30 protein-coding genes are annotated in these 25,584 nt (G+C 76.3%); 13 read left to right on the plus strand and 17 right to left on the minus strand.

Annotated features, from left to right (window positions below; translation table 11 throughout):
• Positions 1-96: 96 nt before the first annotated feature.
• From SJY06_RS09060 to SJY06_RS09070, 3 genes are read right to left on the minus strand one after another with little or no spacing between them, the layout of a single operon-like run.
• A complete protein-coding gene (locus SJY06_RS09060; protein ID WP_380166752.1) occupies positions 97-1,170 on the minus strand; it encodes an NAD(P)/FAD-dependent oxidoreductase in 1,074 nt (357 codons plus the stop codon).
• A complete protein-coding gene (locus SJY06_RS09065) occupies positions 1,167-1,745 on the minus strand; it encodes an isoprenylcysteine carboxyl methyltransferase family protein (RefSeq protein ID WP_380166754.1) in 579 nt (192 codons plus the stop codon). Before SJY06_RS09065 ends, SJY06_RS09060 begins: the two co-directional genes overlap by 4 nt.
• A gap of 4 nt (positions 1,746-1,749) precedes the next feature.
• Complete coding sequence (locus tag SJY06_RS09070; protein ID WP_380166756.1) at positions 1,750-2,826, minus strand: type III polyketide synthase; 1,077 nt, start codon at positions 2,824-2,826, stop codon at positions 1,750-1,752.
• A gap of 77 nt (positions 2,827-2,903) precedes the next feature.
• Between SJY06_RS09070 and SJY06_RS09075 the strand changes: the two genes are divergently transcribed.
• The 3 genes from SJY06_RS09075 (at position 2,904) to SJY06_RS09085 (ending at position 6,490) form a co-directional block, all read left to right on the plus strand.
• Positions 2,904-3,806, plus strand: a complete 903-nt coding sequence (locus SJY06_RS09075; RefSeq protein ID WP_380166758.1) for a UbiA family prenyltransferase — start codon at positions 2,904-2,906, stop codon at positions 3,804-3,806.
• A gap of 84 nt (positions 3,807-3,890) precedes the next feature.
• Positions 3,891-5,483 carry a diguanylate cyclase domain-containing protein gene (locus SJY06_RS09080; RefSeq protein WP_380166760.1) on the plus strand — a complete coding sequence of 531 codons (1,593 nt, stop codon included), beginning with the start codon at positions 3,891-3,893 and terminating at the stop codon, positions 5,481-5,483.
• A gap of 44 nt (positions 5,484-5,527) precedes the next feature.
• Complete coding sequence (locus SJY06_RS09085; protein WP_380166762.1) at positions 5,528-6,490, plus strand: DNA-3-methyladenine glycosylase family protein; 963 nt, start codon at positions 5,528-5,530, stop codon at positions 6,488-6,490.
• Between the two features lie 51 nt (positions 6,491-6,541).
• On the opposite strand, the gene SJY06_RS09090 is transcribed toward SJY06_RS09085, so the two are convergent.
• Positions 6,542-7,252, minus strand: a complete 711-nt coding sequence (locus SJY06_RS09090) for a GPP34 family phosphoprotein (protein ID WP_380166764.1) — start codon at positions 7,250-7,252, stop codon at positions 6,542-6,544.
• 116 nt (positions 7,253-7,368) lie between these two features.
• Positions 7,369-7,647 (minus strand): hypothetical protein, encoded by a 279-nt coding sequence (locus SJY06_RS09095; RefSeq protein ID WP_380166766.1) that lies wholly within the window; start codon positions 7,645-7,647, stop codon positions 7,369-7,371.
• Between the two features lie 168 nt (positions 7,648-7,815).
• Here SJY06_RS09095 and SJY06_RS09100 point away from each other — a divergent pair, with 168 nt between their 5' ends.
• Both SJY06_RS09100 and SJY06_RS09105 read left to right on the plus strand, forming a co-directional pair.
• Positions 7,816-8,712, plus strand: coding sequence for a LysR family transcriptional regulator (locus SJY06_RS09100; RefSeq protein WP_380166768.1), 897 nt, complete (start codon positions 7,816-7,818; stop codon positions 8,710-8,712).
• Positions 8,713-8,783: 71 nt separating this feature from the next.
• A complete protein-coding gene (locus SJY06_RS09105) occupies positions 8,784-9,434 on the plus strand; it encodes a hypothetical protein (RefSeq protein WP_380166770.1) in 651 nt (216 codons plus the stop codon).
• A gap of 58 nt (positions 9,435-9,492) precedes the next feature.
• Here SJY06_RS09105 and SJY06_RS09110 read toward each other — a convergent pair whose 3' ends face one another.
• The 3 genes from SJY06_RS09110 to SJY06_RS09120 form a co-directional block, all read right to left on the minus strand.
• Positions 9,493-10,266, minus strand: a complete 774-nt coding sequence (locus tag SJY06_RS09110) for an SDR family NAD(P)-dependent oxidoreductase (protein WP_380166772.1) — start codon at positions 10,264-10,266, stop codon at positions 9,493-9,495.
• 134 nt (positions 10,267-10,400) lie between these two features.
• A complete protein-coding gene (locus SJY06_RS09115) occupies positions 10,401-10,697 on the minus strand; it encodes an antibiotic biosynthesis monooxygenase family protein (RefSeq protein WP_380166774.1) in 297 nt (98 codons plus the stop codon).
• 72 nt (positions 10,698-10,769) lie between these two features.
• Positions 10,770-11,381, minus strand: coding sequence for a TetR/AcrR family transcriptional regulator (locus tag SJY06_RS09120; protein ID WP_380166776.1), 612 nt, complete (start codon positions 11,379-11,381; stop codon positions 10,770-10,772).
• An 83-nt stretch (positions 11,382-11,464) separates the two neighbouring features.
• Between SJY06_RS09120 and SJY06_RS09125 the strand changes: the two genes are divergently transcribed.
• Positions 11,465-11,920, plus strand: coding sequence for a nuclear transport factor 2 family protein (locus SJY06_RS09125; RefSeq protein ID WP_380166778.1), 456 nt, complete (start codon positions 11,465-11,467; stop codon positions 11,918-11,920).
• The gene (locus SJY06_RS09130) at positions 11,917-12,747 is read left to right on the plus strand and encodes an NmrA family NAD(P)-binding protein (protein WP_380166780.1); all 831 of its coding nucleotides are present in this window, start codon (positions 11,917-11,919) and stop codon (positions 12,745-12,747) included. The genes SJY06_RS09125 and SJY06_RS09130 overlap by 4 nt, the downstream gene beginning before the upstream one ends.
• Positions 12,748-12,779: 32 nt before the next feature.
• Here SJY06_RS09130 and SJY06_RS09135 read toward each other — a convergent pair whose 3' ends face one another.
• Positions 12,780-13,271: a MarR family winged helix-turn-helix transcriptional regulator gene (locus tag SJY06_RS09135; RefSeq protein WP_380166782.1), complete on the minus strand. Its 492-nt coding sequence runs from the start codon at positions 13,269-13,271 to the stop codon at positions 12,780-12,782.
• 102 nt (positions 13,272-13,373) lie between these two features.
• Here SJY06_RS09135 and SJY06_RS09140 point away from each other — a divergent pair, with 102 nt between their 5' ends.
• Complete coding sequence (locus SJY06_RS09140; protein WP_380166784.1) at positions 13,374-14,327, plus strand: alcohol dehydrogenase catalytic domain-containing protein; 954 nt, start codon at positions 13,374-13,376, stop codon at positions 14,325-14,327.
• A 4-nt stretch (positions 14,328-14,331) separates the two neighbouring features.
• Here SJY06_RS09140 and SJY06_RS09145 read toward each other — a convergent pair whose 3' ends face one another.
• Positions 14,332-15,237, minus strand: a complete 906-nt coding sequence (locus SJY06_RS09145) for a LysR family transcriptional regulator (RefSeq protein ID WP_380166786.1) — start codon at positions 15,235-15,237, stop codon at positions 14,332-14,334.
• 139 nt (positions 15,238-15,376) lie between these two features.
• Between SJY06_RS09145 and SJY06_RS09150 the strand changes: the two genes are divergently transcribed.
• Positions 15,377-15,679, plus strand: a complete 303-nt coding sequence (locus SJY06_RS09150) for a hypothetical protein (protein ID WP_380166788.1) — start codon at positions 15,377-15,379, stop codon at positions 15,677-15,679.
• 4 nt (positions 15,680-15,683) lie between these two features.
• Positions 15,684-16,142: a nuclear transport factor 2 family protein gene (locus SJY06_RS09155; RefSeq protein WP_380166790.1), complete on the plus strand. Its 459-nt coding sequence runs from the start codon at positions 15,684-15,686 to the stop codon at positions 16,140-16,142.
• A gap of 37 nt (positions 16,143-16,179) precedes the next feature.
• Here the strand turns inward: SJY06_RS09155 and SJY06_RS09160 are convergent, their stop codons facing one another.
• Entirely contained in the window at positions 16,180-16,323 is a 144-nt protein-coding gene (locus tag SJY06_RS09160) for a hypothetical protein (RefSeq protein ID WP_380166792.1), read from the minus strand.
• A 109-nt stretch (positions 16,324-16,432) separates the two neighbouring features.
• Positions 16,433-17,149 carry a TetR/AcrR family transcriptional regulator gene (locus tag SJY06_RS09165; RefSeq protein ID WP_380166794.1) on the minus strand — a complete coding sequence of 239 codons (717 nt, stop codon included), beginning with the start codon at positions 17,147-17,149 and terminating at the stop codon, positions 16,433-16,435.
• A 53-nt stretch (positions 17,150-17,202) separates the two neighbouring features.
• On the opposite strand from SJY06_RS09165, the gene SJY06_RS09170 reads away from it, so the two are divergent.
• Positions 17,203-18,171 (plus strand): NAD(P)-dependent alcohol dehydrogenase, encoded by a 969-nt coding sequence (locus tag SJY06_RS09170; protein ID WP_380166796.1) that lies wholly within the window; start codon positions 17,203-17,205, stop codon positions 18,169-18,171.
• A 48-nt stretch (positions 18,172-18,219) separates the two neighbouring features.
• Positions 18,220-19,266, plus strand: a complete 1,047-nt coding sequence (locus SJY06_RS09175; protein ID WP_380166798.1) for a DNA polymerase IV — start codon at positions 18,220-18,222, stop codon at positions 19,264-19,266.
• A 10-nt stretch (positions 19,267-19,276) separates the two neighbouring features.
• Here the strand turns inward: SJY06_RS09175 and SJY06_RS09180 are convergent, their stop codons facing one another.
• From SJY06_RS09180 to SJY06_RS09195, 4 genes are read right to left on the minus strand one after another with little or no spacing between them, the layout of a single operon-like run.
• The gene (locus SJY06_RS09180) at positions 19,277-20,824 is read right to left on the minus strand and encodes an ATP-dependent DNA ligase (protein WP_380166800.1); all 1,548 of its coding nucleotides are present in this window, start codon (positions 20,822-20,824) and stop codon (positions 19,277-19,279) included.
• A 33-nt stretch (positions 20,825-20,857) separates the two neighbouring features.
• A complete protein-coding gene (locus SJY06_RS09185; RefSeq protein ID WP_380166802.1) occupies positions 20,858-21,565 on the minus strand; it encodes an LmeA family phospholipid-binding protein in 708 nt (235 codons plus the stop codon).
• Positions 21,562-22,029 (minus strand): type II toxin-antitoxin system PemK/MazF family toxin, encoded by a 468-nt coding sequence (locus SJY06_RS09190; RefSeq protein ID WP_380166804.1) that lies wholly within the window; start codon positions 22,027-22,029, stop codon positions 21,562-21,564. Before SJY06_RS09190 ends, SJY06_RS09185 begins: the two co-directional genes overlap by 4 nt.
• A complete protein-coding gene (locus SJY06_RS09195) occupies positions 22,026-23,558 on the minus strand; it encodes an aldehyde dehydrogenase family protein (protein ID WP_380166806.1) in 1,533 nt (510 codons plus the stop codon). The genes SJY06_RS09190 and SJY06_RS09195 overlap by 4 nt, the downstream gene beginning before the upstream one ends.
• Before the next feature lie 66 nt (positions 23,559-23,624).
• On the opposite strand from SJY06_RS09195, the gene SJY06_RS09200 reads away from it, so the two are divergent.
• Positions 23,625-24,161 carry an ASCH domain-containing protein gene (locus SJY06_RS09200; protein ID WP_380166808.1) on the plus strand — a complete coding sequence of 179 codons (537 nt, stop codon included), beginning with the start codon at positions 23,625-23,627 and terminating at the stop codon, positions 24,159-24,161.
• Between the two features lie 19 nt (positions 24,162-24,180).
• Here the strand turns inward: SJY06_RS09200 and SJY06_RS09205 are convergent, their stop codons facing one another.
• Entirely contained in the window at positions 24,181-25,521 is a 1,341-nt protein-coding gene (locus SJY06_RS09205) for a 2-oxoadipate dioxygenase/decarboxylase family protein (RefSeq protein ID WP_380166810.1), read from the minus strand.
• Positions 25,522-25,584: the final 63 nt, after the last annotated feature.

The raw sequence follows: 25,584 nt of genomic DNA on the forward strand, positions 1-25,584 counted from the left end.
CGTCCCGGCGGCGGATCGCCCGGACGGGTGAGACCTGACGCGCCCCGTCGTGAGCCCACCCGGTCCGGGCGAGCCGCCCCGTCGTGAGCCGCCCCGTCACGGGTGTACGGCGGCCAGACGGTCCACCGCGGCGCGGAACGCCCACGGCAGGCGCTCGGCGGCCGGGACCAGGGCCCGCCGCAGCACCGGCGAGGACGAGGCCAGCAGCAGGCCCTCGGTGAGCACGCGGTAGTCGCGGCTGACGGCGCGCCAGCGGCGGTCGTAGTCGCGGGCGTCGTCGGCCAGCACGCAGGCCACGGCCAGGCGCGCCGTGGCCAGGCCGACCGTGATGCCCTCCCCGGTCAGGGCGTCGACGTACCCGGCGGCGTCCCCGGCCAGCAGCACCCGCCCCGCCCGGACCCGGACCGCCCGCTGCCGCAGCGGTCCGGCCCCCCGGGTCGCCGACGCGTGCGGCACGCCCGCCAGCCGGGCCTGCAGGCCCGGGAAGGCCGCCAGCTGCCGGTCCAGGTCCCCGGGGCGGCAGGTCAGCACCGCCACGCCGACCACGTCGGGGGCCACGGGGGTGACGTAGGCTTCGGCGTCACGCGCCCACAGCACGTCGACGTGCTCGCTCCAGGGCGCGGTCAGGTAGTGCCGGCGCAGGCCGAAGCGGGCGCGGGGGTCCCGGGCGGCCCCGGCGGCCGGGCGGGGGGCGTCCAGGCCCAGCGCCCGGCGGGTGGGGGAGTGCAGCCCGTCCGCGGCCACGCACCAGCGGGCACGAAGGCCGGCGACGTCGACCCCGTCACGGTCCTGCCGCGGCGGGCCGGCCCGCACCGCGACCCGGCGGACCCCGACGGCCGCGGCGCGGGCGCCCAGCGCCTGCGACAGCGCGGTGCGGCGCACCCCCAGGCCCGGTCCGGCCCGGAAGTCGGCGCTGACGACGTGACCGGGCGACAGGTAGCGGATGCCCCGGAACGCCATGGCGTCGGCCCCCGGGGCCGGCTCCACGCCCAGCCGGGCCAGGGCGCGGCGCGCGCCGGGCATCAGGCCCTCCCCGCAGGCCTTGTCGGTCGGCCCGGACCGGGGGTCGGCCACGACGACCGACAGCCCCGCCGTCGCGGCCTCCACGGCCACCGCCAGCCCGACGGGGCCGGCGCCGAGCACGACCAGGTCGGCGTCGTGGCGACTCATGCGCGCGGGGGGCCGTCCGGGCCCGAGGGCCCGGCCGAGGCGACACCGGGCGTCCCGGCCAGCTCGGCCAGGGCCTGCTCCTCCACCCGGACCCGCCAGCGCAGCAGGAGCAGGTTGGCCACCGTGAACAGCCCGGCCGTCAGCCACGCACCGTGGACCAGCGGCAGGGCCAGGCCCTCCAGCACGACCGCGACGTAGTTGGGGTGGCGCAGGAACCGGTAGGGCCCGCGGGTCACCAGGGGCAGGCCCGGCACGACCACGACCCGGGTGTTCCACTGCGGGCCGAGGGAGCGGATGCACCACCAGCGCAGCCCGTGGGCCAGGACGAGCAGCACCAGCATCGAGACCGCCAGCACCGGCAGCAGCGGCCGGTCGGCCAGCCACACCTCCAGCGGGGCGCCGACGAGCAGCGCGCTGTGCAGGGCCACCATCACCGGGTAGTGCCCGGCCCCGCGCTCGACGCCGCCGCGCTCGCGCGCCCAGCGCAGGTGCCGCGCGGCCACGGACAGCTCGACGAGCCGGGCCAGGGCGACCACGACGACCAGGCCGAGGAAGGCCCACTGCGAGGCGCTCACTCCCTCACCACCGCAGCAGCACCAGCTCGGCGCAGAAGCCCGGCCCCATGGCCAGCATCAGGCCCGGGCTGCCCGGCTCGGGCCGGCGCTGCCGGGTCGTGGCCCGCAGCACCTGCAGCACCGACGCGCTGGACAGGTTGCCCACGGCGGCCAGCGAGTCCCAGGTCAGCTGCAGCGCGCCGGCGGGCAGCTCCAGGCAGCGCTGCACCGCCTCCAGGACCTTGGGCCCGCCCGGGTGCGCCACCCAGGTGCCGACGTCGGCGACCGTCAGGTCGTGCTCGGCCAGGAAGTCGTCGACGTCCTCGCGCAGGTACTTCTCGATGACGTCGGGCACGGTGGCGTCCAGCACGATCCGGAAGCCCGAGCTGCCGATGTCCCACCCCATCACCCGCTCGGTGTCGGGGTACATCCGGCTGCGCGAGGCCACCACGGTCGGCTGCGCGTGGTCGGCGGCCTCCGGCGCGGGCGCCCGCGCCGACCCCGTCATGACCACCGCGGCGGCCCCGTCGCCGAAGAGCCCGCTGGCGACCAGGTTGGCCATCGACGTGTCGTCGCGCTGCACCGTCAGCGAGCACAGCTCGACCGCGACCAGGACCGCGACCCCGTCGGGGTGGCCCAGCAGGAAGTCGTGCACCCGTGCGACCCCCGCGGCGCCGGCCACGCAGCCCAGCCCGAACAGCGGCAGCCGCTTGACGTCGGGGCGCAACCCCAGGCGCGCCACCAGCCGGGCGTCCAGGCTGGGCGCGGCGATGCCGGTCACCGACGTGCTCACCACCAGGTCGACGTCGGCCGGGGTCAGCCCCGCCTCGGCCAGGGCCTGCCTGATGGCGCGCTCGGCCAGCCCCAGCCCCACCTCGACGAACGCGTCGTTGGCGGCGGTGAATCCGGGCAGCGTCGCGTAGTCCGCCAGCGGCAGGGCCAGGTGCCGGGAACGCACCTGGGCCGAGGCGTGCAGCCGCCGCAGCACGGGCAGCCGGTCCTGCTGCTCGCCCAGGACGAAGGCGCCGAACGCCTCGGTGATCTGCTCCTGGGGGTAGCGGTGGTCCGGCAGGGCCGCCCCGACCCCGGCTATGACCGACATGGGCAGACGGTACGGCAGCCCTCGCGCGGCCGTCCCCCCACCCGTCCCGACCCCGCGCACGGGCATACGGTGCCCCGGTGTCCGCGAGCCATGCCTCCCCGGTGCCCGTGCTCGCCCTGCTGCGCGCGGCCCACGCCGGGCCGACGGTGGCGGTGACGGGGTTCGCGCTGGCCTGGGGCGTGCTGGGCGTGGGCCTGCCCGCCGCGGCGCTGGTCCTGCTCGGTGCGGCGGTGCTCAGCGGGCAGCTGGCCATCGGCTGGACCAACGACTGGGCCGACGCCGGGCGGGACCGGGCCAGCGGCCGTACGGACAAGCCGGTGGCGGCGGGGCAGGTGGGGCGGGGCCAGGTCGGCGCGGCCGCGCTGGTCGCGGCCGGGCTGTGCGTGCTGCTGTCGCTGTGGCTGGGACCCGCGGCGGGCGCCGTGCACCTCGTCGCGGTCGCCTCGGGCCTGGCCTACGACCTGGGCCTCAAGTCCACCCCGGCCAGCCCGCTGCCCTTCGCGGTGTCCTTCGGCCTGCTGCCGGCCGTGGCCACGCTGGCCGCCGCCGCCCCCGGCGGTCCCGCGTGGCCGACCGTGCCGGTCCTGCTCGCCGCCGCCCTGCTCGGCGTGGCGGCCCACCTGGCCAACACGGTGCCCGACGCCGAGGACGACGCGCGCACGGGCGTGCGCGGGCTGCCGCAGCGGCTGGGGCCGCGGGCCTCGGCCGTCGGGGCGGGGGTCGTCGTGGCGGGGGCGGCGCTGGTGCTGCTGCCGGGGGCGCTGACCGGTCCCGGCAGCCGGGGCCCGGTGGCGGCCGCCCTGCTGGCGGTCGGGGTGCTGCTCGGGGTGGCGGCGGCCGTGACCGTGCTCCGCGTGGGCCGCGACGGGGCGGCCGGGGACCGCGGGGCGGCCTCGGCGGGACGGGCCGTGGGTCGCGGGGCGTTCTGGCTGGTGGTCGCCGCGGCGGGGGCCGTGGTGCTGGGGTTCCTGGTCGGGTGAGGCGGTGGTGCGGCCCCGGTCGGCCGCGCAGCGGGGTGCCCGTCGACGCTCAATGTGTGGCCGGTTCGTGCCGATGGCAGCCGTGTGCGCCACGGTGACGGTCTCGACGGACGCCACGGCCCGGCTGCGACCACCGCGGGCCTGGTCGCGGTGGCCGTCGCCGTCGGCTTCGGCGTGCTCGTCCACCTGCTGCCGACCGGTTCGACGGCGGCCACGGCCGTGGACGACGTGGGACAGCTCCTCGCTCCCGGGCTGGCGGCGGCGCTGTCGCTGCGGGCCGCCCGCCGTTCGAGCGGGCGGGACCGGACGCTGTGGCGCTGGCTGGCCGCGGCCTGCGCGGCCTGGTTCGGGGGGCAGGCGGTCTGGAGCCTCTACGAGCTCGTGCTGCGGGTGCCCCCGCCGTTCCCCAGCCCCGCCGACGTCGGGTACCTGCTGTTCCCGGTCCTGGCCGTGGTCGGGCTGCTGCGGTGGCACGGTGGTTCGCACCTGTCCGCCGGCGCCCGCGACCTGATCGACGGCGGCCTGCTGGCCGGTGCCCTGCTGATGCTGTCCTGGAAGACCACCCTGGGCACCGTCATGGCCGAGGGTGGCTGGTCCACGCTGGGCTTCGCGCTGGCGCTGGCCTACCCCGCGGGCGCCCTGGTCTCGGCGACCGTGGTGCTGCTGCTCATCGCCCGCACCGGGGTGTCCGGCCGCCCCCACGTCGTCCTGCTCGGTGCCGGGCTGCTCAGCCTGGCCGCGGCCGACTCCGCCTACGTCTACCTGGTGGCCGTGGGCAGCTACGCCACGGGCAACGTCATCAGCGCCGGCTGGGTGGGCGGGTTCCTGCTGCTGGCCGCGGCGGCGGCGGCGGCCCGCAACGAGCCCGCGCTGGTCAGCGACCGCCGGCTGCCCGCGCACGGCCTGTTCGCCCTGCCCTACGTCGCGGTGGCCATCGCGCTGGGCTCGGTGATCACCTCCGGGCTGCTCGGCATGGTCGTGCCCCCGGTGGAGATCCTGCTGGCGGCGGCGCTCATCGGGCTGCTGCTGGTGCGCCAGTACCTGGTGGTGCGCGACAACGACCGCCTGCTGGTGCAGCTGCAGGCGCGCGAGGCGGCGCTGGCCCACGAGGTCATGCACGACGGGCTGACCGGCCTGTCCAACCGCGCCATGATGCTGTCCCGGCTGGACCAGGTGCTGGCCCTGCACGCCCGCGACGGGCGGGGGCTCGTGGTCCTGTACTGCGACCTGGACGGGTTCAAGGCGGTCAACGACTCCCTGGGCCACCTGGCCGGGGACGTCGTGCTCCGCGAGGTCGCCGAACGGTTGCGGGCCTGCCTGCGCACCTCCGACACCGTGGCCCGGCTCAGCGGGGACGAGTTCGCGGTCCTGCTCGAGCCGCCCCACGACGACCCGCTCCAGGTGGCCGGCCGCGTGATCGACGCCGTCGCCACGCCGTTCGAGGTGGACGGGGTGGCGGTGACGGTGGGCGTGAGCGTCGGCCTGGCCGTGCTGCCCCCCGGACCCGGTCAGGTGGTCGAGGCCCGGGCCCTGATCGGCGCGGCCGACGCCGCCATGTACAGCGCCAAGTCCGGCGGCAAGAACCGCGCGGTCCTGGTCGAGGTGGGCGAGACCCCCGCCGCGGACGGTGCCCCGCCGCGCGCGACGGCCGAGCCCGCCGGGGCCGGGCCCGGCTGAGCCCTCGCCGGGCACCACGGCTGCTCGCGGGGCAGGCTGGCCCGGTGGGTGGGTCGCCGGTGGTCGTGCAGGAGCGGCTGCGCTACCCGGGGGCGCTCGCGGTCGGACCGATGCTGCGGTTCCTGGCCGCCCACGCCGTGCCGGGCGTCGAGCGGCACGACGCCGCCGCGCGCCGGCACACCAGGCTGGTGCCCGCCCCGAACGGACCGGCCCTGGTGCACGTGACCTTCCCCGGACCCGACGACGACCCGCCCGAGCACCGGGGCGGCGCCGTCCTCGTGGCGTGCGAGCTGGCCGACGCCGCCGACAGGGACCAGGTGCTGCGGCGCGTCCGCGGCTGGCTGGACCTGGCCACCGACCCGGACCCGGTCGACCGGCACCTGGCCCACGACCCGCTCCTGGCGCCGCTGGTGGCGCAGCGGCCCGGCCTGCGGGTGCCGGGCAGCGTGGACGGCGTCGAGACGGCGCTGCTCGCCGTGCTGGGCCAGCAGGTCTCCCTCGCCGCGGCCCGGACCTTCGCCGCCCGGCTCCTGGGAGAGCTGGGGGAGCCGGGCCCGGGCGGGCTGCACCGGCTGCGCGACCCGGCGGTGCTCGCCGAGGCCGGGCCCGAGCGGCTGCAGCGGGCCACCGGGGTCACCCACGCCCGGGCCCGCACGCTGCACGCGGTGGCCACCGCCTGCGCCGACGGCCTACGCCTGGACACCGACGGCCTGACCACCGACGGGCTGACCACGGCCGGCCCCGACGCCGACCAGCGGCCCGACGCGGACCGCCTGCTCCGGACCCGCCGCGCGCTGCTGGCCCTGCCGGGCATCGGGCCGTGGACCGCGGACTACGTGGCGCTGCGCTGCCTGCGCGACCCGGACGCGTACCTGGGCGGTGACCTGGTGCTGCGCCGGGTGCTCGGCGTCGGCACGGCGCGGGAGGCGGAGCAGCGGGCCGAGCCGTGGCGGCCCTACCGCGGCTACGCCCTGCTGCACCTGTGGACGGCCGCCGTCTTCGCCTGAGCCGCCGCCTTCGCCGGAGCCGCTGCCAACCCCTGAGCCGGTGCCCGCGCCTCAGTCGCCGCCGCCCCCGCCGTCGCCCCCGTCGCCACCCCCGTCGGCGCTGCCCTGACCGCCCTGGTCGCCGAAACCGTCACGGTCCGAGCCCGGCACCACGAGCACGCCGGGGTCGTCGGAACCGGTCCGGGCGTAGGCCCGCCGCAGGCCGCGCACGACCTGCAGCAGGTCGGGTCCCAGCACCGGGGCCAGGCCGTTCAGGTGGGCCCGCAGGGCGTCGCGCTCGGCCCGGGACCGCGGCCGGACGTGCTGCCGGGCCAGGCCGCCGACCGAGGCCAGCGCGGCCAGGGCGGCGTCCCGCGTGGGCACGTACCGGTCCGGCACCAGGGCCGCCGCCAGGTGCTGCTCGACCTGGGCGCGCGCCGCGGGGTCGGTGACCGCGAAGCCGTTCCGGGCGAACAGCCCGAGCACCTTGTGGGTGCGGGGCTCGATCCGGCCGGCCTCGACGAGGACCCGGGCCGCGGTGTCCAGGGCCTGCTGCGTGGCGGGTGGGCGCAGGTGGTCCTGCACCGGCGCGGCCGTCAGGTCGAGGACCTCGGCCAGGGCCCGGCCGGCGAGGACCTGCTCGGCGACCGCCGCGGCGGCCACGAGGGTCCGGACGTCGCCGCGGGTCGTGAACCGGGCCCGGTCGCCGACGGCCAGCAGCAGCAGCTGGGCGTCGAGCCGGTCGCGCGGGGCGGGCCGGGCGGGTCTCACGGGGTCGGTCATGGCGCAGAAGGTAGCCCCGGACGACGGACGACCCGCCGACGACCGGTCAGGTCGTCGGCGGGTCGGGTGCCGTGCGCGGCCCGGCGGCCGCGACGTGGCTCAGGCGATGACGGGGCTCAGGCGGCCACGGGGGTGGCGTCGACCAGGGTGCGGTCGGCGGGGCGCACCCGGCGCCCGCCCCGGTTGACCACGGCGCGGCTCATCAGGACGAACGCCCGCACGCGGGCCACGTAGGGCTCGTCCTGGGAGAGCATGACCTGCTGCAGCACCGGGCTGACCCCCGCGAAGGAGGCCTGCTCGGCCAGGGCGAACAGGGTGGCGGCGTGGGCGTCGAGGCCGTCGCGGTCGACGACCTCCGCGAGGTCGATGACGGCCTTGGTGTCGAAGCGGTTCATGAGCTGGACTCCTCTCGGGGGTTTCGGTCCCGGCGACGGTGGCGGGATGGATCTGCGGATGGCGGTCAGGGGCTGGTGCTCCCGGCCGTGCAGTGGTAACGGTACGGACTCGTGCCCATAAGGTCCAACGATGCCTAGTCATCATTGCCATGCCTTAGGCTTATGTTCATGGCGCCCGTCAACGACATCGAGATACGGCACCTCGTCGCCCTGTCCGCCGTGGCCGAGGAGGGGTCGTTCGGGCGGGCCGGTGACGTCCTCGGCTTCAGCCAGTCCGCCATCAGCCAGCAGATCGCCGGTCTGGAGAAGGCCGTCGGCACGCCGGTGTTCGACCGGCCCGGCGGCCCCCGGCCGCCGTCGCTCACGCCGGCCGGGCGGCTGCTGCTCCGGCACGCCTCCGCCGTGCTGGACCGGCTGTCGCTGGCCTCCGACGAGCTGGAGGAGCTCAAGGCGGGTACGAGCGGCCGGCTGGTGATCGGCACGTTCCAGTCGGTGTCGGTGCAGCTGCTGCCCACGCTGCTGGGCCGGCTGCGCGAGGAGTCGCCGCGCCTGGACGTGCGGCTGTTCGAGGAGGAGGTGGGGGACCTGGTCGAGCGCGTGCTGGCCGACGACTGCGACCTGGCCTTCGCCGTGGGGCCCGTCACCGACGACCGGGTGGAGTCGCTGCTGGTGCGGCAGGACCCGATGGTCGTCGTGGTGCCGCTGACCTGGGCCGAGGACGGCGACGACTCGTTCCCGATCAGCGAGCTCAACGGCCGGCCCATGATCGGCCAGAGCTCGCTGGACAGCTGCCAGCGCGGCATCGACGCCGGCCTGCACGCGGCCGGGGTCGACCCGACCTACGTGTTCCGCACCAACGACAACGGCGCGGTCCAGGCCATGGTGCGGGCCGGGATCGGGGCCTCGGTGATGCCGCTGCTGGCCGTGGACGTCGACGACCCGGGGGTGCGCGTGCTGACCCCCGTGCCCAACCTGCCCATGCGTGACGTGGAGCTGGTGTGGCGCCGCGGGCGCACCCGGACGACCGCCGCGCGACGGTTCGTCGAGCTCGCGGCGGCGGGCTGAGCCGGGGGTGAACGGGGTCCGTTCTGCACCCTGGTTAGCGGTCAGGGCCCTCCAACGGCCAAGGTGTACCCATGCCTGAACTGGACGACGGCCTCCTTCGCGGCCTCATCGGAGACGAACCCTTCGAGCGTGCGCGCAGCCACGACCTGCCCGAGGTGCTCCAGCGCAAGCGTGACGCAGTGGTCGCCGAGCACGTCAAGCCCTTCGAGGCCGCCCGCAGCGACATGCTCGGCGCGATGTCCCGGGCCGGGGTCAAGGAGCCCGAGGCGCACCTGCCGCGGGTCGACCCGGCCTCCGGCGGGGTGCACGCCCGCCTCGTCGTGCTCACCGAGGCGCCGGGCGCGTCGTCGCTGGAGTCCGCGGGCGGCAGCGGGTTCGCCTCGACCGACAACGACGACCCCGTCTCGGAGCGGATGTGGCGGCTGTGCGGCGACGCCGGCCTGGAGCGCTACGAGGTCGTGCACTGGAACTGCATCGCCTGGGACAAGTCGCTCAAGCTCGAGCGCGCCCTGGTGCGGGCGTTCCTGCGGCGCTGGCTGCAGGTCATGGAGGGCCCCACCCGGGTCGTCCTGCTCAGCACCGCGGCCAAGGGGTTCCGGGCCGACGTGCGCGCGGGGCTGCCCGAGGCCGAGATCACCGACGTGCTGAGCAGCTCCAGCCGGGTGGCGCTCAGCGACCCGCGCGTCGACGCCGGCATCGTGGCGGCGCTGCGCGGCTGGTGACGGCCGGCTGGTGACGGCCCGCTGGTGACGGTCGCCTGGTGACGCGGGGCCCGCGGGCTCAGCCCGCGGGCGGTCGCACCACCTGCCCGACGACGGCCCCGCCGTCCACGGCCACCTCCGCGCCGGTGCAGAACGTCGCCGGTCCCAGCAGCATGAGCACGACGGTGGCCACCTCGGCCGGCTCGCCCATCCTGGGGATGGGCTGGCCGGCCGTGGTGGCCTCGTCCAGGCCTGCGGTCATCGGGGTGCGGATCGGGCCGGGGTGCACGGAGTTGACCCGGATGTGGTCGGCCCCCAGCTCGAGGGCGGCGGCCTTGGTGAGCCCGCGCACCCCCCACTTGCTGGCCACGTAGGCCGGGATGGCCGAGTAGCCCACCAGCCCGGCGGTGGACGAGATGTTGACGATCGACCCGCCGCCCTCCCGGCGCAGTGCGGGCACGACCGCCTGCATGCCCAGGAAGACCCCGGTCAGGTTGACGGCGATCGTCCGGTCCCAGTCGGCCAGCGGCATCGAGTCCAGGGCGCCCCAGGTGACGATGCCGGCGTTGTTCACCAGCCCCGTCACCGGTCCCAGCAGGTGCTCGGCGGTGGCCACGGCCTGCGCCCAGCCGTCGGGGTCCACGACGTCCAGGTGGACGTAGCGCACCGCCTCGCCCAGCTCGGCCGCCAGGGCGGTCCCCTCCTCGTCGAGCAGGTCACCGACCAGCACCCGTCCGCCGGCCGCGACCACCGCGCGGGTGACGGCCTCCCCGATGCCCCGGGCCCCGCCCGTGACCAGCACGACCTGCCCGTCCATCTGCCCGTCCGTCTGCCCCGTGCCGCTGCCGACCATGACGCGCCTCCTGGCTGCCGGGCCGCCGGGTGCGGACCCTGCTCCGACCCTGGCAGGCGGGGGAGCGCCCGCCTCGGGACGTTGGTCCCGCTGGGCGGGCACCCAGGACCGACCGGACCTGCGCGGGTGCGGGGTCAGGCGCTGAGGACCTGCTCGTAGTGCTCGACCGTGGGGAACGGCTCGTAGAAGTGGTGCAGCAGCCGGCGCCACCGGTCGTACCCGGGTGAGCCGCGGAACCCGACGGTGTGGTCCTCCAGCCGGTCCCACGTGACCAGCAGCAGGTACGTGCTCGGCCGCTCCATGCACCGCGACAGCGTCAGCCCCCGGAAGCCGGGCGCGGCGGCGATGATCGCCCTGGCTCGCGAGAAGGCGTCCTCGAACTCCGCCTCATGCCCGGGCCTGACCGACAGCAGCGCGTGCTCGAGGACCATGCTCAGATGGTCGCAGGCTCGGCAGTCGACGCCCACCGCGTCTACGAGCGGATCGGCTTCGTCGGTCGGGGTTCAGGGGCCCTCTCCCAAGGCGCCCAGCGCCCGCAGCAACCACTCGCACAGGGCCTCGAGGTAGGCGTCGTCGACGGGGACCCGCCGGACCGACAGGCGCCAGTACAGGGGGCCGGCGACGACGTCGAGCGCCATCTCGACGTCGAGGTCGCCGGGGAGCTCCCCGCGCTCGATGCCCCGGGCGAGCATCGCCGAGGCGAGCGCCCGGCGCGGCTGGCCGACCTCTCGCCACAGGGCCTCGGCCAGCCCGGCGTCGTGGGCGGCCGCGGACGTCAGATCGGGGACGACGGCGCCGTGCACGGGGTCGACGAGCCAGTCGTGCAGCGCCCGCAGGGACGCCAGCAGGTCCTCCCGCAGGGACCCGGAATCGGGGACCTCGGCCGTGGGGACGACGAGCTGCGACAGCGCCGCCATCGTCATCTCCAGCTTGGAGGGCCACCGGCGGTACACGGCCGCCTTGCCCACGCCGGCACGCCGGGCCACACCCTCCACCGTGAGCCGGGCGTAGCCGGTGGTCGCCAGCTCCTCGAGCGTCGCGCCGGCGAGGGCGTCGCTGACCCTCGACTGCAGCGTGGCGCCCCCTCTCGGTTCGCGTCGACCCGCGCCGTCCACGGTCACTCCTCTGGTTGTCCCGGCCCCAGGGTCAGGGGTTACGTTGGAACGGAACGATACCGTTCCGTTCCATAGGAGGCGACATGTCCACCCCCACCACTCGTTCGGCCGTCGACGTCGCGCAGGAGTCCCTGCGCCTGCTGCTCGCGAAGGACATGACCGGCTACACGGCCCTGTGGGCCGAGGACGGGGTCTTCGAGGTCCCCTTCGCCGCGCCCGGTCAGCCCTCTCGCATCCAGGGCCGTGCCGCCCTGCGGGCCCACCTGAGCGGCTACACCGACCTGCTCGACGTCCGCGAGATCACCGACGTCGTGCTCCACGAGGGCGCCGACCGCGACCGCGTCGTCATGGAGTTCCAGGCCGGCGGCGTGGTCGTCGCGACCCGACGCCCGTACCGGATGGCCTACATCGCGGTCATCCGTACCCGCGACGGCGCCATCGAGAGCTACCGCGACTACTGGAGCCCGTCGGCCGCGGCGGACGTGCTCGCCGACGTCGACACCAGCCAGGCGGCCTTCGCGCCCGAGGTGACCCGATGAGGACGGTCCTGGTCACCGGAGGCACCGGCACCACCGGCAGCCGCGTCGCGCGCGGTGTCACCGAGGCGGGAGGCGACGCCCGGGTCGCCAGCCGCAGCGCCGGCGCCCCGGGTCAGGTCCGGTTCGACTGGGCGGACCCAGCGACGCACGGGCCCGCCCTGCGCGGGGTCGAGGCCGCCTACCTGGTCGCTCCGGTCGGCGTCGTCGACCCCGGCCCCCTCGTCGGACCCTTCCTGGACGAAGCGGTCGCGGCCGGGGTGCGCAGGCTCGTCCTGCTGAGCTCCTCCGCCGTGCAGGAGGGGGACCAGCCCGGCCTCGGCGACCTCCACCGCCTGGTGCGGGGCAGCGGCCTGGAGTGGGCCGTGCTCCGGCCGTCGTGGTTCATGCAGAACTTCACCGGCCAGCACGCGGCGTCGGTGGCGGCAGGGGAGGTGGTGTCCGCGACCGGGTCCGGACGCGTGGCCCTGATCGACGCCGACGACATCGCCGCCGTGGCGGTCCACGCCCTGCTGGGCGAGGCCCCGCACGACACCGACCTGGTGCTCACCGGACCGCAGGCCCTCAGCTACCCCGACATCGCCGAGACCCTGAGCCGGGCCCTCGGTCATGCCGTCGCCCACCGGGCCGTGACCCCGGTGGAGCTGAGCCGGCACCTGGCCTCGATGGGTGTCCCGCGGGAGTGGGCCGACGTGCTCGCGGCCCTGGACGACGACATCTCCCGGGGGGCGCAGGACTTCACCACGTCCACCGTCGCCGACGTCACCGGGCGCCCGCCGCGCAGCTTTGCCAACTTCCTCGCGGCGCACACGCAGGGCGTGCGGTCCTAGACGTCGGGGGGCAGGCGGCCTGCGCGTGCGACTCAGCCAGGCAGCCGCGGCGCCAGGAGCCGTACGCAGTCCGCGCGGAGCGGGGTCAGCAGCGCCTCGGCGATGTCCTCCAGCTGGCGGGCCTGCTCGTCGCCGAGGTGCTCGAACACGCAGCGGCGCACCTCGGCGGCGTACTGCGGCTCGGTCCTCGTCACCACCGACGCGCCCTGCTCCGTCAACCTCGCCAGGGTCCGGCGGGCGTCACCCGGGTCGCTGCTGCGGGTCAGCCAGCCGCGCTTCTCCAGCCTGGCCGTGATGCGGGACAGGTGGGACGGGGTGACGTTGGCCGTGGCGGCCAGGCGACTCATGTGCACCTCGCGGTCCTCGCTCACCGACAGGCACCTCAGCACTCCGTACTCCGTGTGGCTGATCCCGGCCGAGCGTTCCAGGTGGGCGTCCAGCTCGACCGGCAGCCACATCATCACGCCCACGAACAGCAGCCAGGTGCGCTCCTGCTCCGCGGAGAGCGCGTCGGGGTCGGGCATGCGCCTCACCCTACCTTTACTTGCCACAGAAAGTATCTGCCGCTAGGTTGCTTTCCGTGGCAAGCAATCTCGCTGCTGCGTCCCCTCACCTGGAGAGTCCTCATGCAGGCTGCCCGCTACCACCGCTACGGCGACCCCGACGTCCTGGTCGTCGAAGAGGCCCCTGAACCGCGCGCGGTGCCCGGCTCGGTGCGGATCAGGGTGCAGGCCGCCAGCGTCAACCCCATCGACGTCCTGCTGCGCGCCGGCCGCCTGAGCGAGGTGCTCCCGCTGGACCTGCCCGCCGTACCCGGCCGCGACGCCGCCGGCGTGGTGGACGAGGTCGGGCCGGGCGTGACCGGCACCAGCGTCGGGGACATCGTCTTCGGCCTGGGTGGACTCAGCGACACCACCGCCGAGCACGCCGTCCTGACCGCCTGGGGGCCGGTCCCGCCGACCTGGACCGCCGGCCAGGCCGCGGCGGCCGGACTGGCCACGGCGACCGCTATCGCGGCCCTGGACACCCTGCGGCAGGCGCTGGGCGTCCCGAGCGGTGCGACGCAGAGCGACGGCGAGCCCGACCCCCTGGCCGGCAGGACGCTGCTGATCGAGGGGGCCTCAGGAGCGGTCGGCAGCGCCGCAGCGGCCGTCGCGCTGGCGGCCGGGGCGCGGGTCGTCGGCACGGCACGGGAGAGCAACCACGCCTTCCTCGCCGACCTGGGGGTCCTGCCCACCACGTACGGGGCCGGGCTGGGCGAGCGCGTCGCCGCCCTGGCGCCCGACGGTGTCGACGCCGCGCTGCACGCAGCCCCGTCGGCGTCCCTGCCCGACCTGGTGGACATCGTGGGCTCGCCCTCGCGGGTGGTCACCGTCATCGACGGCGAGGGCGCAGCACGCCTGGGCCTGGCCAAGGTGGACGCCCGCAACGACTCGACCCTGCTGCGACGGGGCGCCGACCTCGGCCGGCGTGGCCTGTACACCCCCCGCGTGTCTCACGAGCTGCCCCTGGCGTCCGTCTCCGAGGCCCACGCGCTGGCCGAGGGCGGCAGCGGCAAGGTCGTCGTCACCATCCCCTGACCGGTCAGGGTGCCTGTCCCCGGAGGCCCCGGACGATGGCGCGCACCCGTTCGAGCCCCGCCGGTGGGTCGGCCTCGCGCCAGGCCACGCTGATGGTCACGGGCGCGATGTCCGACACCGTCACGGCGGCGACCGCGTAGGCGGCGAACGGTTCCGCCGCCGCTCGCAGGTTCAGCCCGAACGCCTTGCCCGCCGCAACGAGCTGGGCGTACTCGTCGGGGTTGCGCGGCTCGCACCGACGCTCCGGCAACCGGCCGCCGCGGGCGTCACCGGCCGCCCACCAGGTCCGCCACACCTCGTCGCCCGACGGGGGGACCGCCCACAGCAGGTCGGTGCGCGCCTCCAGGTCGGCCAGGGTCACCGACTCGCACGCGGCGAGCGGGTCGTCGTCGGCCACGACGACGACCCGGGGCTCGACCAGCAGCGGTTCGCTCGCCAGGCCCCGTGTCGACAGCGGCATGTTGACCACGCCCAGGTCCACGTCGCCCGCACCGAGACCCGCGTCCGGCGTTGCGTAGTCGTACTGGACGAGGGTCACCGACGAGCGGGGCTCACCTGTCTCCAGGCCCCGGACCAGGCGTGACATCAGCTGGTCCCGCAGGGGCACGAGGTAGCCCAGTCTCACCGGGCGCACCGCCCCGGCACCGCCCGCACGGCGAGCCGACTCCACCCCGCGGTCCACGTCGGCCAGTACGCGGCGCGCCGTCCGCACCAGCTCCTCGCCCGCCGCGGTGAGGGCCACCGAACGGGTGGTCCGGGTGAACAGGTCGACCCCCAGCCGCCGCTCGAGCCCGCGGACCTGCCGCGACAACGACGGCTGGTCCAGGTGCAGTCGAGCCGCCGCTCGCGTGAACGACAGCTCGTCGGCCACCGCGACGATGTGGCGGAGGTGCCTGAGCTCGATGTCCACGCGCGGCCTCCGACGGGCGGGCACTGGTGTCAGCCGAAGCATAGGTGAGGGCTCGCTGGGCCTTTCCGTCCCGCGGGTGGGTCGACGCACGCTGGTGGGGCTCCGGGGAGCAGCCCCGGACAGGCCGAGGGAGACCGACATGACCGCACCGTCCAGACCCACCTCGCCCGGCACGAGGCGGTCGTCCCCGCGCCTGGTCCGCGCCTGGGTCCGCGTCCTGCACCTTGCCGTCGGCGCCGCGCTGGCCACCTACGTGTACCTGCCGTCGTCCCTGGCGGCGGCCGACGTCCTGCGCGTCCTCCTGGCCGTCGTGGGGGTGCCGCTCGTGGTCGTCACCGGGCTGCTGCTGTGGAAGCAGGCACAGGCCCGACGGCTGCTGGCCCGCCTGCGGGCACGCGGGCGGGTCCTCGCCGCGCCGGCACCGGTCGCGACGGGGCGGTGACCGGGTGTACCACGCGATCGTCCGGGCCCAGGTGCGGCGGGCGTTCCGCCTGCTGTCCACCGGTGAGGCGGACGCCCTCGCGGCACAGATGCGTCCCGACGTGCACCACACCTTCCCCGGCGAGCACGCCCTGGGCGGCGTCCGTCGCGACCGTGAGGCCGTGCGAGCCTGGTTGTACCGCCTGCACCGGCTGTTCCCCGACCTCGTCTTCGAGCCCGTCTCCATGGCGGCCTCAGGGCCGCCGTGGGCCACCGTCGTCGGCGTCGAGTGGCGCAACCGCGGGACGCTCCCGGACGGCTCGGCCTACGTCAACGCCGGCGCCCACGTGCTCCGCCTGAGATGGGGCCGGCTGGTGTCGTTCCACGCCTACCTGGACGCGACCGAGTCCGCGCGTGCGTTGGACAGGCTCGTCGAGCTCGGCGTGCAGGAGGCCGGCGCCGAACCCATCACCAGCAGTGCGTGAGCCCGGGCCCGCGGTGGTCCGTGACCGCGGCGCCCGGTCAGGGGGACGGCAGTCCGAGGACGCTCATCAGCGCGAGGGTGGCCGCGACCACCCCGACGGCCAGCGCCAGGCGCAGCCACCAGGCCCGGCTGCCCAGGGGGCGGAGCCCGGGCTCCTCGACGAGCCCCAACCGTTCCGCCACCCGCCACGTCCGAGACCGCTGCCTCCCCACCCTCGGCACGCTACCGCCGTGGACCACCGGGGCGAGGGGGCCGGCTAGGAGCCGTGCCGCGGCGCCCGCCCGACCCGCGTCACCGGCTCCGGTCCTGGACGACCGGCGGGGGACCCTCGGGCTCCGGGCGCCCGGCCTCGGCGGCCAGCGCGCGCTCCAGGCCGTCCAGCAGCAGGTCCAACCCGAAGGCGAAGGCGCTCTCGGTGTGGGGGGTGGCCACGTGCCAGCGCACGTGCGCCGCGAGCTCGGGGTAGTCCTCCAGCTCGGGCCGGGTCAGGAACCGGGCCGCCGCGCCCGCCAGGTCTCCTCCCTCCGCATCGGAGCCGGCCCCGACGGTCACCGCCTGCACGGCGTGGCCCAGGACGTGGTTCTGCAGCGTGTGGAAGGCCCGGTCCAGCAGGGTCGGCGGGAAGCCGGCGGCCCGCAGGGCGGAGAGCGTCCCCTCCATCAGCCGCATCCGTTCGGGGCCGACTCCTGACGCCTGTCCGACCCACAGCGTCGCGGCCCAGGGGTGGCGCAGCAGCGCCGCGTGGGTCGTCACGGCCCGCTGCCGCAGCTGCTCCCGCCACCCGGCCCCGGCCGGGGGCTCGTCGACCTCCACCGCCACCTGGTCGGCGAGGCCGGCCATGAGGTCGGCCTTGCTCGCGACGTGGTGGTAGAGGGCCATCGCCTCGACCCCCAGCGCTGCGCCGAGCCGTCGCATGGTCAGCGCCGGGAGCCCTTCGGTGTCGGCCAGGTGCAGGGCGGCCTGCAGCACCCGGTCCCGGGTCAGCGGCGCTCGTTCGTTGACAGGCATGGAACCGAACTCTACTTTACGACGTAAGATTCTTACGACGTAAAGGAGTTGCCGTGAAGGCGCTGGTGCAGCACGAGTACGGCTGGCCGACCGACGTCCTGCGCCTGGCGGACGTGCCCGAGCCCGTGCCCGGGGACACCGAGGTCCTCGTCCGGGTCCGCGCCGCGGCGGTGAACGCGGCGGACTGGCACCTGGTCCGCGGACTCCCGCTGGTCATGCGGGGCACCGGGTCCGGGCTGCGCCGACCGCGACGAGGTCGGGTCGGGAGCGACGCCGCCGGCACGGTCGAGGCGGTCGGCCGGGCGGTCACCCGGGTCTCCCCGGGCGACGAGGTCGTCGCCTGGGGGGCCGGTGCGCTCGCCGAGGCGATGGTCGTCGGCCAGGACGACGTGGTCCTCCGTCCCGAGGGCCTGGACCCCGTCGCTGCCGCCGCCGTCCCGCTCGCCGGGACCACGGCGCTGCAGGGGCTGCGGGACGAGGGCGCGGTCGGGGAGGGGACGCGCGTGCTGGTCACCGGGTCGTCCGGCGGTGTCGGCACCTTCGCCGTCCAGCTGGCGGTCGCTGCCGGGGCGACGGTGACGGCTTCGTGCGGCACCCCCAACGTCGACCTGGTGCGCGGGCTGGGGGCCCACCACGTCCTCGACCACACCCGAGACGACGTGCCGGGGGCCGGTCCCTACGACGTCGTGCTGCACCTGGCCGGACCGACCTCGCTGCGGGCGATGAGTCGTGCGCTGACGCCGACAGGGGTCCTGGTCGTGGCCAGCGGGGACGGCGGACGCTGGTTGGGGCCGCTGCCGGTCGTGCTGCGTGCAGCCGTCTCGTCGCTGGTGTCGTCCCGGCGGGCCGGCTTCTTCCTCGCCCGGACGACGCGCGAGGACGTGCAGCTCCTCGTCGAGCGCGCGGCCGAGGGCTCCCTGCGGCCGGTGGTGAGTCGCACGTTCGACCTGTCGCGCGCGGCCGAGGCGGTCGCCCACGTGGCGGCGGGCCACCCCGGGGGCAAGGTCGTCGTGACGACCTGACGCACGACGCTGCGGTGGGGGTCGGCGTCGTGGGGGCAGACTGGGGTGGTGGCCTCGCGCTGGGTGCTCCACGTCGACCTCGACCAGTTCATCGCGGCCGTGGAGGTCCTGCGCCGCCCGGAGCTCGCCGGCCGGCCCGTGGTCGTGGGTGGCGACGGCGACCCCACCCGGCCGCGGCAGGTGGTGGCCACCGCGTCCTACGAGGCCCGCGAGCTCGGCGTGCACTCCGGCGTGCCGATGGCGCGGGCGCTGCGGCTGGCGCCGGACGCGGTGTTCCTGGCCCACGACGCCGCGGCCTACGACGAGGCCTCCGCCCAGGTGATGGCCGTGCTGCGCGAGCTGCCGGTGCTGGTGCAGGTGCTCGGCTGGGACGAGGCGTTCCTGGGCACGGACACCGACGACCCGCAGGCCCTGGCCCACGAGGTGCGGCGCGTGGTGACGGAGCGCACCCGGTTGTCCTGCGCGGTCGGCGTGGGCGACAACACGCTGCGGGCCAAGACGGCCACGGGGTTCGCCAAGCCCGGCGGGGTCGCGACCCTGACCGAGGCCGACTGGCTGCCGGTGATGGGGCCGCGGCCCACCCGGGCGCTGTGGGGCGTCGGGCCCCGCACGTCGTCGCGGCTGGAGGCCCTGGGCATCCGGACCGTCGAGGAGCTCGCCCGGGCGGACCACGTCGCGCTCGCCGAGGCGTTCGGTCCCAGCACGGGGCCGTGGCTGGTGCTGCTGGGGCGGGGCCGCAGCAGCGCCGAGGTCGACCCGACGCCGTGGGTGGCTCGCTCGGTCAGCCGCGAGACCACCTACCCGCAGGACCTGAGCGGCACCGAGCAGCTGACCCGGGCGCTGCAGACGTTGCTGGGCACGGTCACGGACGACGTGGCCCGGGACGGCCGCGCGGTGCAGCGCATGGTGGTCAAGGCCCGCTACCGCCCGTTCCTGACCCGCAGCCGGGGCGTCGCGCTCCGCCCGCCGACGGCGGACCCGCAGGCGCTGGCCGACGCCGCGTCGCTGGCCCTCAGTCGGCTGGAGCAGGACCGGCCCGTCCGGCTGCTCGGGGTGCGGGCCGAGTTCGCGCCGGAGCGGGACGCGCCGTCCTGACCGGGCCGGCTCAGCCGGTCGCGCCGCCGGCGAGCAGCGCACGCACCGCGTCCAGGGTGTCGGCCTCGGCGGGCGTCTTGTCCGACCGGTACCGCAGCACCCGGGCGAACCGCAGCGCCACCCCGCCCGGGTAGCGGACGCTGCGCTGGGCGCCGTCCACGGCCACCTCGACGACGAGCTCGGGTCGCAGCGCCACGACCGGTCCGTCGGTGCCGGGCTCGCGGGCCAGGGCCGGGAACGTGGCCGTCTGCCAGGCCAGCAGCTCGTCGGTCATCCCCTTGAACGTCTTGCCCACCATGACGGGCTCGCCGTCGGCGTCCAGGGCCCCGAGGTGGATGTTGGACAGCGACCCGGTGCGCCGGCCGTACCCCCACTCGGCCCCGAGCACGACCAGGTCGAGGGTGTGCACGGGCTTGACCTTCTGCCACGCCTTGCCGCGACGGCCGGCGGCGTAGGGCGCGGTGAGGTCCTTGACCACGACGCCCTCGTGCCCTGCGCCCAGCGCGTCGTCCAGCACCGTCTCGGCCTGCTCCGGGGTGGGGCGGCGCACCCCCGGCATGCGCAGCGGGGCGTGCTCGTCGGCGGTCAGCAGCCCGGCCAGGGCGTCGAGGCGCTCGTGCAGCGGCTCGTCGATCAGGTCCCGGCCGTCCAGGTGGAGCAGGTCGAACAGGAACGGGCTGAGCAGCGCGTCGGCCTCGCCCGGTCCGGCGCTGCCGAACCGGCTCATGGTGTCCTGGAACGCCCGGGGCCGGCCGTCGTCGTCCAGGGCGAGGGTCTCGCCGTCCAGCACCGCGCGGGTGCAGGGCAGGGCCCGGATCCGGGCGACGAGCTCGGGCACCGCGTCGGTGACCTCGCGCAGGGTGCGCGTCCACACCCGGACCACGTCGCCGTCGCGGTGCACCTGGATCCGGGCGCCGTCGAGCTTGAACTCCACCGTGACGTCCTCGCCCAGGGCGGTCAGCGCCTCCGCCAGCGACGAGCCCGGGCTGGCCAGCATCGGCCGGACCGGTCGGCCCACCTCCAGCCGGACCGCCTCGAGCCCGGCGGCGCCCTGGGCCAGCGCCAGCGCCGCCGTCCGGGGCAGTCGGCCCGACAGCATGAACGCCCGCCGGACGGTCGCCACGGGCAGCTCGGCGGCCCGCGCCACGGCGTCCAGCACCAGGCCCTCCAGCGCCCCCTGGCGCAGCTCGCCGGTGAGCAGGGCGACGAGGAACCGCTGCTCGTCGGCGGTGGCCGCGCCGAGCAGGTCGCCCAGCAGGCCGTCGCGGCGCCGGGCCGAGCCCGCCCCGGTGGTCGCGGCCAGCGTGCCCAGCGCCGAGTCGACGGCCCCGACCGTCAGCGAGGACTCGGCCGCCGGGGCCACCTGCGCCGCGGCCAGGGTGCGCCAGCCGACGCCCACCCGGCCCTGCAGGGTCTCCCCGGACAGCCAGGACGCGACGGCCTCGACCTCGTCGGCGTCGGCCCGGCGCAGCAGGTCGGCCAGGGCGGTGGACTTGGCGGTGCGGGAGCGGGTGGCCGCCACGGCGGCGGACGTCGCGACGACCTCGGCGAGCAGCACCGGCCCATCGTCGCACCGGCCCGCGCGCGGGGCTCAGCCGCCGCCGTGGCGGACGTCCTCGCCGTCCAGACGCACCCGGAAGCCGTCGTCGCGGACCTCGACCTCGCGCAGCACGAGCCCGTCGGGCAGGCCCTCGACCTCCTGCTCGATGGTGACGAGCTCGCGGGCCGCGGCGCCGACGGCCGCCGCCAGGAACGTGGGGCCGCCGATGTCGACCGTGCGGGGCACCACGACCACCAGGCCGCGCTCGACCCCCACCGTGCCGGTGGCGACCACGGTGACCACGCGGCCGGCCACCTCGACGTCCCGGGTGACCGACGCCTCGCCCGCCTCGGCGGCGCCCACGGTGGTGCCGGGGCCCAGCTCCTGCGCGACGACCTCGAACGGGACGGTCGCCTGCACCTCCAGCCGGCCCGCGAGCGTGCCGGCGGGGCCGGTCCGGACGTCCTGCCCGGAGGCCGCCAGGTCTCTGAGCGTGGCGTCGGTGGTCAGGACCGTCCCGGCGTCCAGCACCAGGTCGCCCAGCCACGTCTCGCCCACCGCCAGTTCGTCCGGCGCGTCCGGCGACCCGGCGCCGAGCCCGCTGCCGCCCGGGTCGGTGTTCTCGGGTGCGGCTCCGGTGGCGGGGGCTGGGTCGCTGACCCACCAGGCGAACCCGACGAGGGCCAGCAGCACCACCACGGCCACGGCGGCCAGGGCGACGGCGGCTCCGACCAGACGGTCCCGGCGGCGGCTGCTCACCGGCCGGTGACCTGCGCCCAGGTGCCCGCCGGGCAGCGCCCGGCCAGGCGGCGGAACGCGTGCGGGTCCAGGGCGATGCGTCGGTCGGTGCGCAGCCAGCTGGTGCCGGCGTCCCGGGCCCAGCCGCGCCGCTCGACCGGCACCCAGCCCGGCCGGCCCGACTTGTCGCTGCTGGTGATCATGAGGACCTGACGCCGCAGGCCGTGCTCGTCGACCACGAGGCAGGGCCGGTCCTTGCTGCCGGTCCCGCCCTCGAACGGCACCTCGGCCCACCAGATCTCGCCCACGCGCGGCTCGCCGGGCGCGGCCCTCCCGGTGCCACGACGACGCGGCCGGCCGCGGGTCGGGCCGCGGCGCAACCGGCGCCACAGGGAGACCAGCAGGAACACGGCGGCCAGGACCAGGAACAGCCCGCCCGTGCCCAGGTCCTCACCGAGCGGGGCCGGCAGCAGGGGCACGCTCACCCGAAGTCCACCCCCTGCGCGAGCGGCAGCTCGTCGGAGTAGTTGACGGTGTTCGTGGCCCGTCGCATGTAGGCCCGCCACGCGTCGGAGCCGGACTCCCGGCCCCCGCCGGTCGTCTTCTCCCCGCCGAACGCCCCGCCGATCTCGGCCCCGGAGGTGCCGATGTTGACGTTGACGATGCCGCAGTCGGAGCCGGCCTCGGACATGAACCGCTCGGCCTCGCGGACGTCGGCGGTGAAGATCGACGACGACAGGCCCTGCGGCACGGCGTTGTGGGTGGCGATGGCGTCGTCCAGGTCGTCGTAGGTCATCACGTACAGCACCGGGGCGAACGTCTCCTCGGCGACGACGTCGCTCTGGCGCGGCATCCGGACCAGGGCCGGTCGGACGTAGGCGGCGTCCTCGGCCCCGTCGACCACCACGGTCTCGCCACCCACGACGACCTCGCCGCCGTCGGCCACGGCACGCTCCAGCGACGCGGCCATCCGCTCGCGCGCGGCCACCGACACCAGCGGGCCGACCAGGGTGCCCGCGGTCCGCGGGTCACCGATCGGCAGCGCCTCGTAGGCGGTACGGAGCCGGGCCACGACCTGCTCGGCGACGCTGCTGTGCACCAGCAGCCGGCGCATCGACGTGCACCGCTGACCGGCCGTGCCGACCGCGGCGAACAGGATGCCCCGCACCGCCAGGTCGAGGTCGGCGCTGGGGGCCACGACCGCCGCGTTGTTGCCGCCCAGCTCCAGCAGCGTGCGGCCGAACCGGGCCGCCACCACGGGGGCGACCTGCGCGCCCATCCGCTCCGAGCCCGTGGCCGACAGCAGCGCCACCCGCCGGTCGGCCACCAGCGCCTCACCCACCTCGCGACCGCCCAGCACCAGCCGGTGCACGTCGGGGGAGTGGCCGGCCTCGACCAGGGCCCGGCCCAGCAGGGCGCTGCCGCCGACCGCGGTCAGCGTGGTCAGCTCCGACGGCTTCCACACCACGGGGTCGCCGCAGACCAGGGCCACGGCGGTGTTCCACGCCCAGACCGCGGCGGGGAAGTTGAACGCGCTGATCACGCCGACCACGCCCAGCGGGTGCCAGGTCTCCATCAGCCGGTGCCCGGGCCGCTCCGACGGCATGGTGCGCCCGCCGACCTGCCGGCTCAGGCCCACGGCCAGGTCACAGATGTCGATCATCTCCTGCACCTCGCCGAGGGCCTCCGAGGTGACCTTGCCCGCCTCGACGGTGACCAGGGTGGCCAGGTCGGCCTTGTGCTCGCTGAGCAGCTCGCCGAACCGCTTGACCACGGCGCCGCGGGTCGGCGCCGGCACGGAGCGCCAGGTGAGGAACGCGGCGTGGGCGGCGCCGACCGCGTCCGAAACGCCGGCGGCGTCGGTGGCCGGCAGGTCCAGCAGGGTGCGGCCCGACAGCGGGGACCGGGCGGCCAGCGTCGGCGACCCGGGCACCGGCGACGGCACGTCGGCGCCGATCCGCTGCAGGGCGGCCAGGGCGGTGTCGCGCAGCTCGGTGGTCAGCGGCGTGCTCATGCGGAGGCTCCTGGGAGGTAGGGGTGCGTGCGGCCAGTCTGGCCTGCGGTACGACAGGCTGGGGTCATGACCCGCGACGCCTCACCGCCGCCCGTCCTGGCCGAAGGCCCCGCCCCGGTGGCCGAGCTCGATCGGGAGGCGGCCGACCGGATGTGGCGGGCGTACCTGGCCCAGCACCCCCTCCAGGCCTGGGACACGCCCACGGTCGAGCACTTCGGTGACTCGGCGGCCATGGCGGACGAGCTGCTGGGGATCGTGCTCGCCGGGGGGAAGCGGGCGACGGCGGCCCTGCTGCGGGACTTCGCCGACCTGGGTGAGCTGCCGCCCCGCATCGCGTCGCACTGGGTGGCCTGCGACGGCGCCGGGGCGCCGCGGGTCGTCCTGCGGTCGGTCGAGCTGCGGGTGGGCACGGCCGACAGCGTCGACGACCGGTTCGCCCGCGACGAGGGCGAGGGTGACGAGGACCGGGAGCAGTGGCTCGTCGGCCACGGCCGCTACTGGACGCGGCAGCTGGCCGCGCTGGGCGAGCCGTGGGACCCGACGACCGAGCTGGTCGTGTTCGAGCGTTTCGAGGTGGTGTGGCCGCCCGAGCACGCGGACTGAGTACGCGGGTGGGTCCTGCTCAGGGGCCGACGGCCTCCGGTGCGACGCCGAGCTCGGCCGCCACCCGCGCCCGGGACGCCGACGACTGCGCGGCGTACATCTCGAACGGGTCGTGCAGGTCGCGGCCGATCGCACCGGCCAGCCAGTCCGCGTCGCGCTCGACGCCCGCCTGGTCGAGGTCCCGGACGCCGTCGTGGCTCAGGTTCGAGGCGAAGATCCCCGCGGCCGACTGCGGCAGGAAGTCCTCGTAGACCACGGGGGTGCGCACGACCTCGTCGTCGACGAGGTCGTAGGTGAAGTACGCCAGGCCGCGCTCGGCCAGGCCGGCCTCGGTGGCGGGCAGGTCGCGCCGCCACACCTCGAGCTTCGCCGCGTGCCGCTGCTCGGCGGTGGCCAGGCCGCGACCGGCGACCTCGGCGACGGCCCGGTCGTAGACCTCGCGTCCTGCCGGGGTGAGCGCCACGCCGCGCGCCTCCACCTCCCCGAAGCGCACCCGCAGCGCGTCGTGGGTCACCGTGCCGTCGGGCTGCCGGAACGCCCGGGGCTCGTCGAGGGCGCGGAACGAGGTCTGCCGCAGCAGGACGTCGGGGCCCTCCCAGGCGGGCGGGCCCTGGATGTCGTCGATCATGGTGATCCCGCGTCCGCTCATCCGCGCGTACAGGTCGTCGATGTCGAGCACGCGCGGCGTCAGGTGGTTGACGTGGGTGCTGCGGACGCCGCCGATGTCGGCCGCCACCGCGCTGACCGCCTCGAGCTCGTCGTACCAGGCCCGGTCGACCGGCTCGGCCGACAGCTCGAACGCCGCCACCGCCAGGGTGAGGAACTCCTCGGCGTCGGTCGCGCCCAGACCGACCTCGGCCTCGGCCCGGCCGGCCAGGGCCAGCAGCCGCGGGGGGAAGACCTCGCGGGCGGCCAGGAACGACTCCAGCCGCGCCTGCAGGTCGGCGGAGAAGAACCGTCGGTCCGCGGTGGTCAGCATCGACGTGAACACCCGGAACGGGTTGCGGGCCAGCTCGTCGGCGTCGACGGGGCGGAACGCGGTCGAGATCACTGGCACCGCGCTCGCGGTCTCGCGCAGGTCGTAGAACCCGACCGGGTGCATGCCCATCGCCCCGAACACGCTCGCGACCTGGGTCATCTCGCGCGGGGTGCCGAGCCGGATCGCGCCGTGGCGCTCGGCGGTGACCCGGTCGAGGCTGCCCAGCCGCTCGGCGTCGGCGCCGCGGGCGGCGACCACGTCGGCGTTGACGGCGTGGCTGACCTCGAGAAGCGTGGTGTACGCGGGCACCTCCGCGCCGTACATGTCCGACAGCCGGCGGGCGAACGCCGCGCGCAGCTGCCAGGGGCTGACGTGCGTCATCGGCGCCACCTCCCTCTCCCGCCGCCGGAGGCTACCGGTGGCCACGGGTACCGGGCCGGGGGA

Source organism: Jannaschia sp. R86511, assembly GCF_042466345.1.
Lineage (GTDB): Bacteria > Actinomycetota > Actinomycetes > Actinomycetales > JBBAYJ01 > Aquipuribacter.

What these genes read in the sequence shown, in the direction of transcription:
- SJY06_RS09060 (WP_380166752.1), bottom strand. Translation starts at nt 1,170, where the DNA reads ATGAGTCGCCACGACGCCGACCTGGTCGTGCTCGGCGCCGGCCCCGTC.
- SJY06_RS09070 (WP_380166756.1), bottom strand. Translation starts at nt 2,826, where the DNA reads ATGTCGGTCATAGCCGGGGTCGGGGCGGCCCTGCCGGACCACCGCTAC.
- SJY06_RS09090 (WP_380166764.1), bottom strand. Translation starts at nt 7,252, where the DNA reads ATGACCGACCCCGTGAGACCCGCCCGGCCCGCCCCGCGCGACCGGCTC.
- SJY06_RS09095 (WP_380166766.1), bottom strand. Translation starts at nt 7,647, where the DNA reads ATGAACCGCTTCGACACCAAGGCCGTCATCGACCTCGCGGAGGTCGTC.
- SJY06_RS09100 (WP_380166768.1), top strand. Translation starts at nt 7,816, where the DNA reads ATGGCGCCCGTCAACGACATCGAGATACGGCACCTCGTCGCCCTGTCC.
- SJY06_RS09105 (WP_380166770.1), top strand. Translation starts at nt 8,784, where the DNA reads ATGCCTGAACTGGACGACGGCCTCCTTCGCGGCCTCATCGGAGACGAA.
- SJY06_RS09110 (WP_380166772.1), bottom strand. Translation starts at nt 10,266, where the DNA reads ATGGTCGGCAGCGGCACGGGGCAGACGGACGGGCAGATGGACGGGCAG.
- SJY06_RS09115 (WP_380166774.1), bottom strand. Translation starts at nt 10,697, where the DNA reads ATGGTCCTCGAGCACGCGCTGCTGTCGGTCAGGCCCGGGCATGAGGCG.
- SJY06_RS09125 (WP_380166778.1), top strand. Translation starts at nt 11,465, where the DNA reads ATGTCCACCCCCACCACTCGTTCGGCCGTCGACGTCGCGCAGGAGTCC.
- SJY06_RS09130 (WP_380166780.1), top strand. Translation starts at nt 11,917, where the DNA reads ATGAGGACGGTCCTGGTCACCGGAGGCACCGGCACCACCGGCAGCCGC.
- SJY06_RS09135 (WP_380166782.1), bottom strand. Translation starts at nt 13,271, where the DNA reads ATGCCCGACCCCGACGCGCTCTCCGCGGAGCAGGAGCGCACCTGGCTG.
- SJY06_RS09140 (WP_380166784.1), top strand. Translation starts at nt 13,374, where the DNA reads ATGCAGGCTGCCCGCTACCACCGCTACGGCGACCCCGACGTCCTGGTC.
- SJY06_RS09150 (WP_380166788.1), top strand. Translation starts at nt 15,377, where the DNA reads ATGACCGCACCGTCCAGACCCACCTCGCCCGGCACGAGGCGGTCGTCC.
- SJY06_RS09165 (WP_380166794.1), bottom strand. Translation starts at nt 17,149, where the DNA reads ATGCCTGTCAACGAACGAGCGCCGCTGACCCGGGACCGGGTGCTGCAG.
- SJY06_RS09195 (WP_380166806.1), bottom strand. Translation starts at nt 23,558, where the DNA reads ATGAGCACGCCGCTGACCACCGAGCTGCGCGACACCGCCCTGGCCGCC.
- SJY06_RS09200 (WP_380166808.1), top strand. Translation starts at nt 23,625, where the DNA reads ATGACCCGCGACGCCTCACCGCCGCCCGTCCTGGCCGAAGGCCCCGCC.
- SJY06_RS09205 (WP_380166810.1), bottom strand. Translation starts at nt 25,521, where the DNA reads ATGACGCACGTCAGCCCCTGGCAGCTGCGCGCGGCGTTCGCCCGCCGG.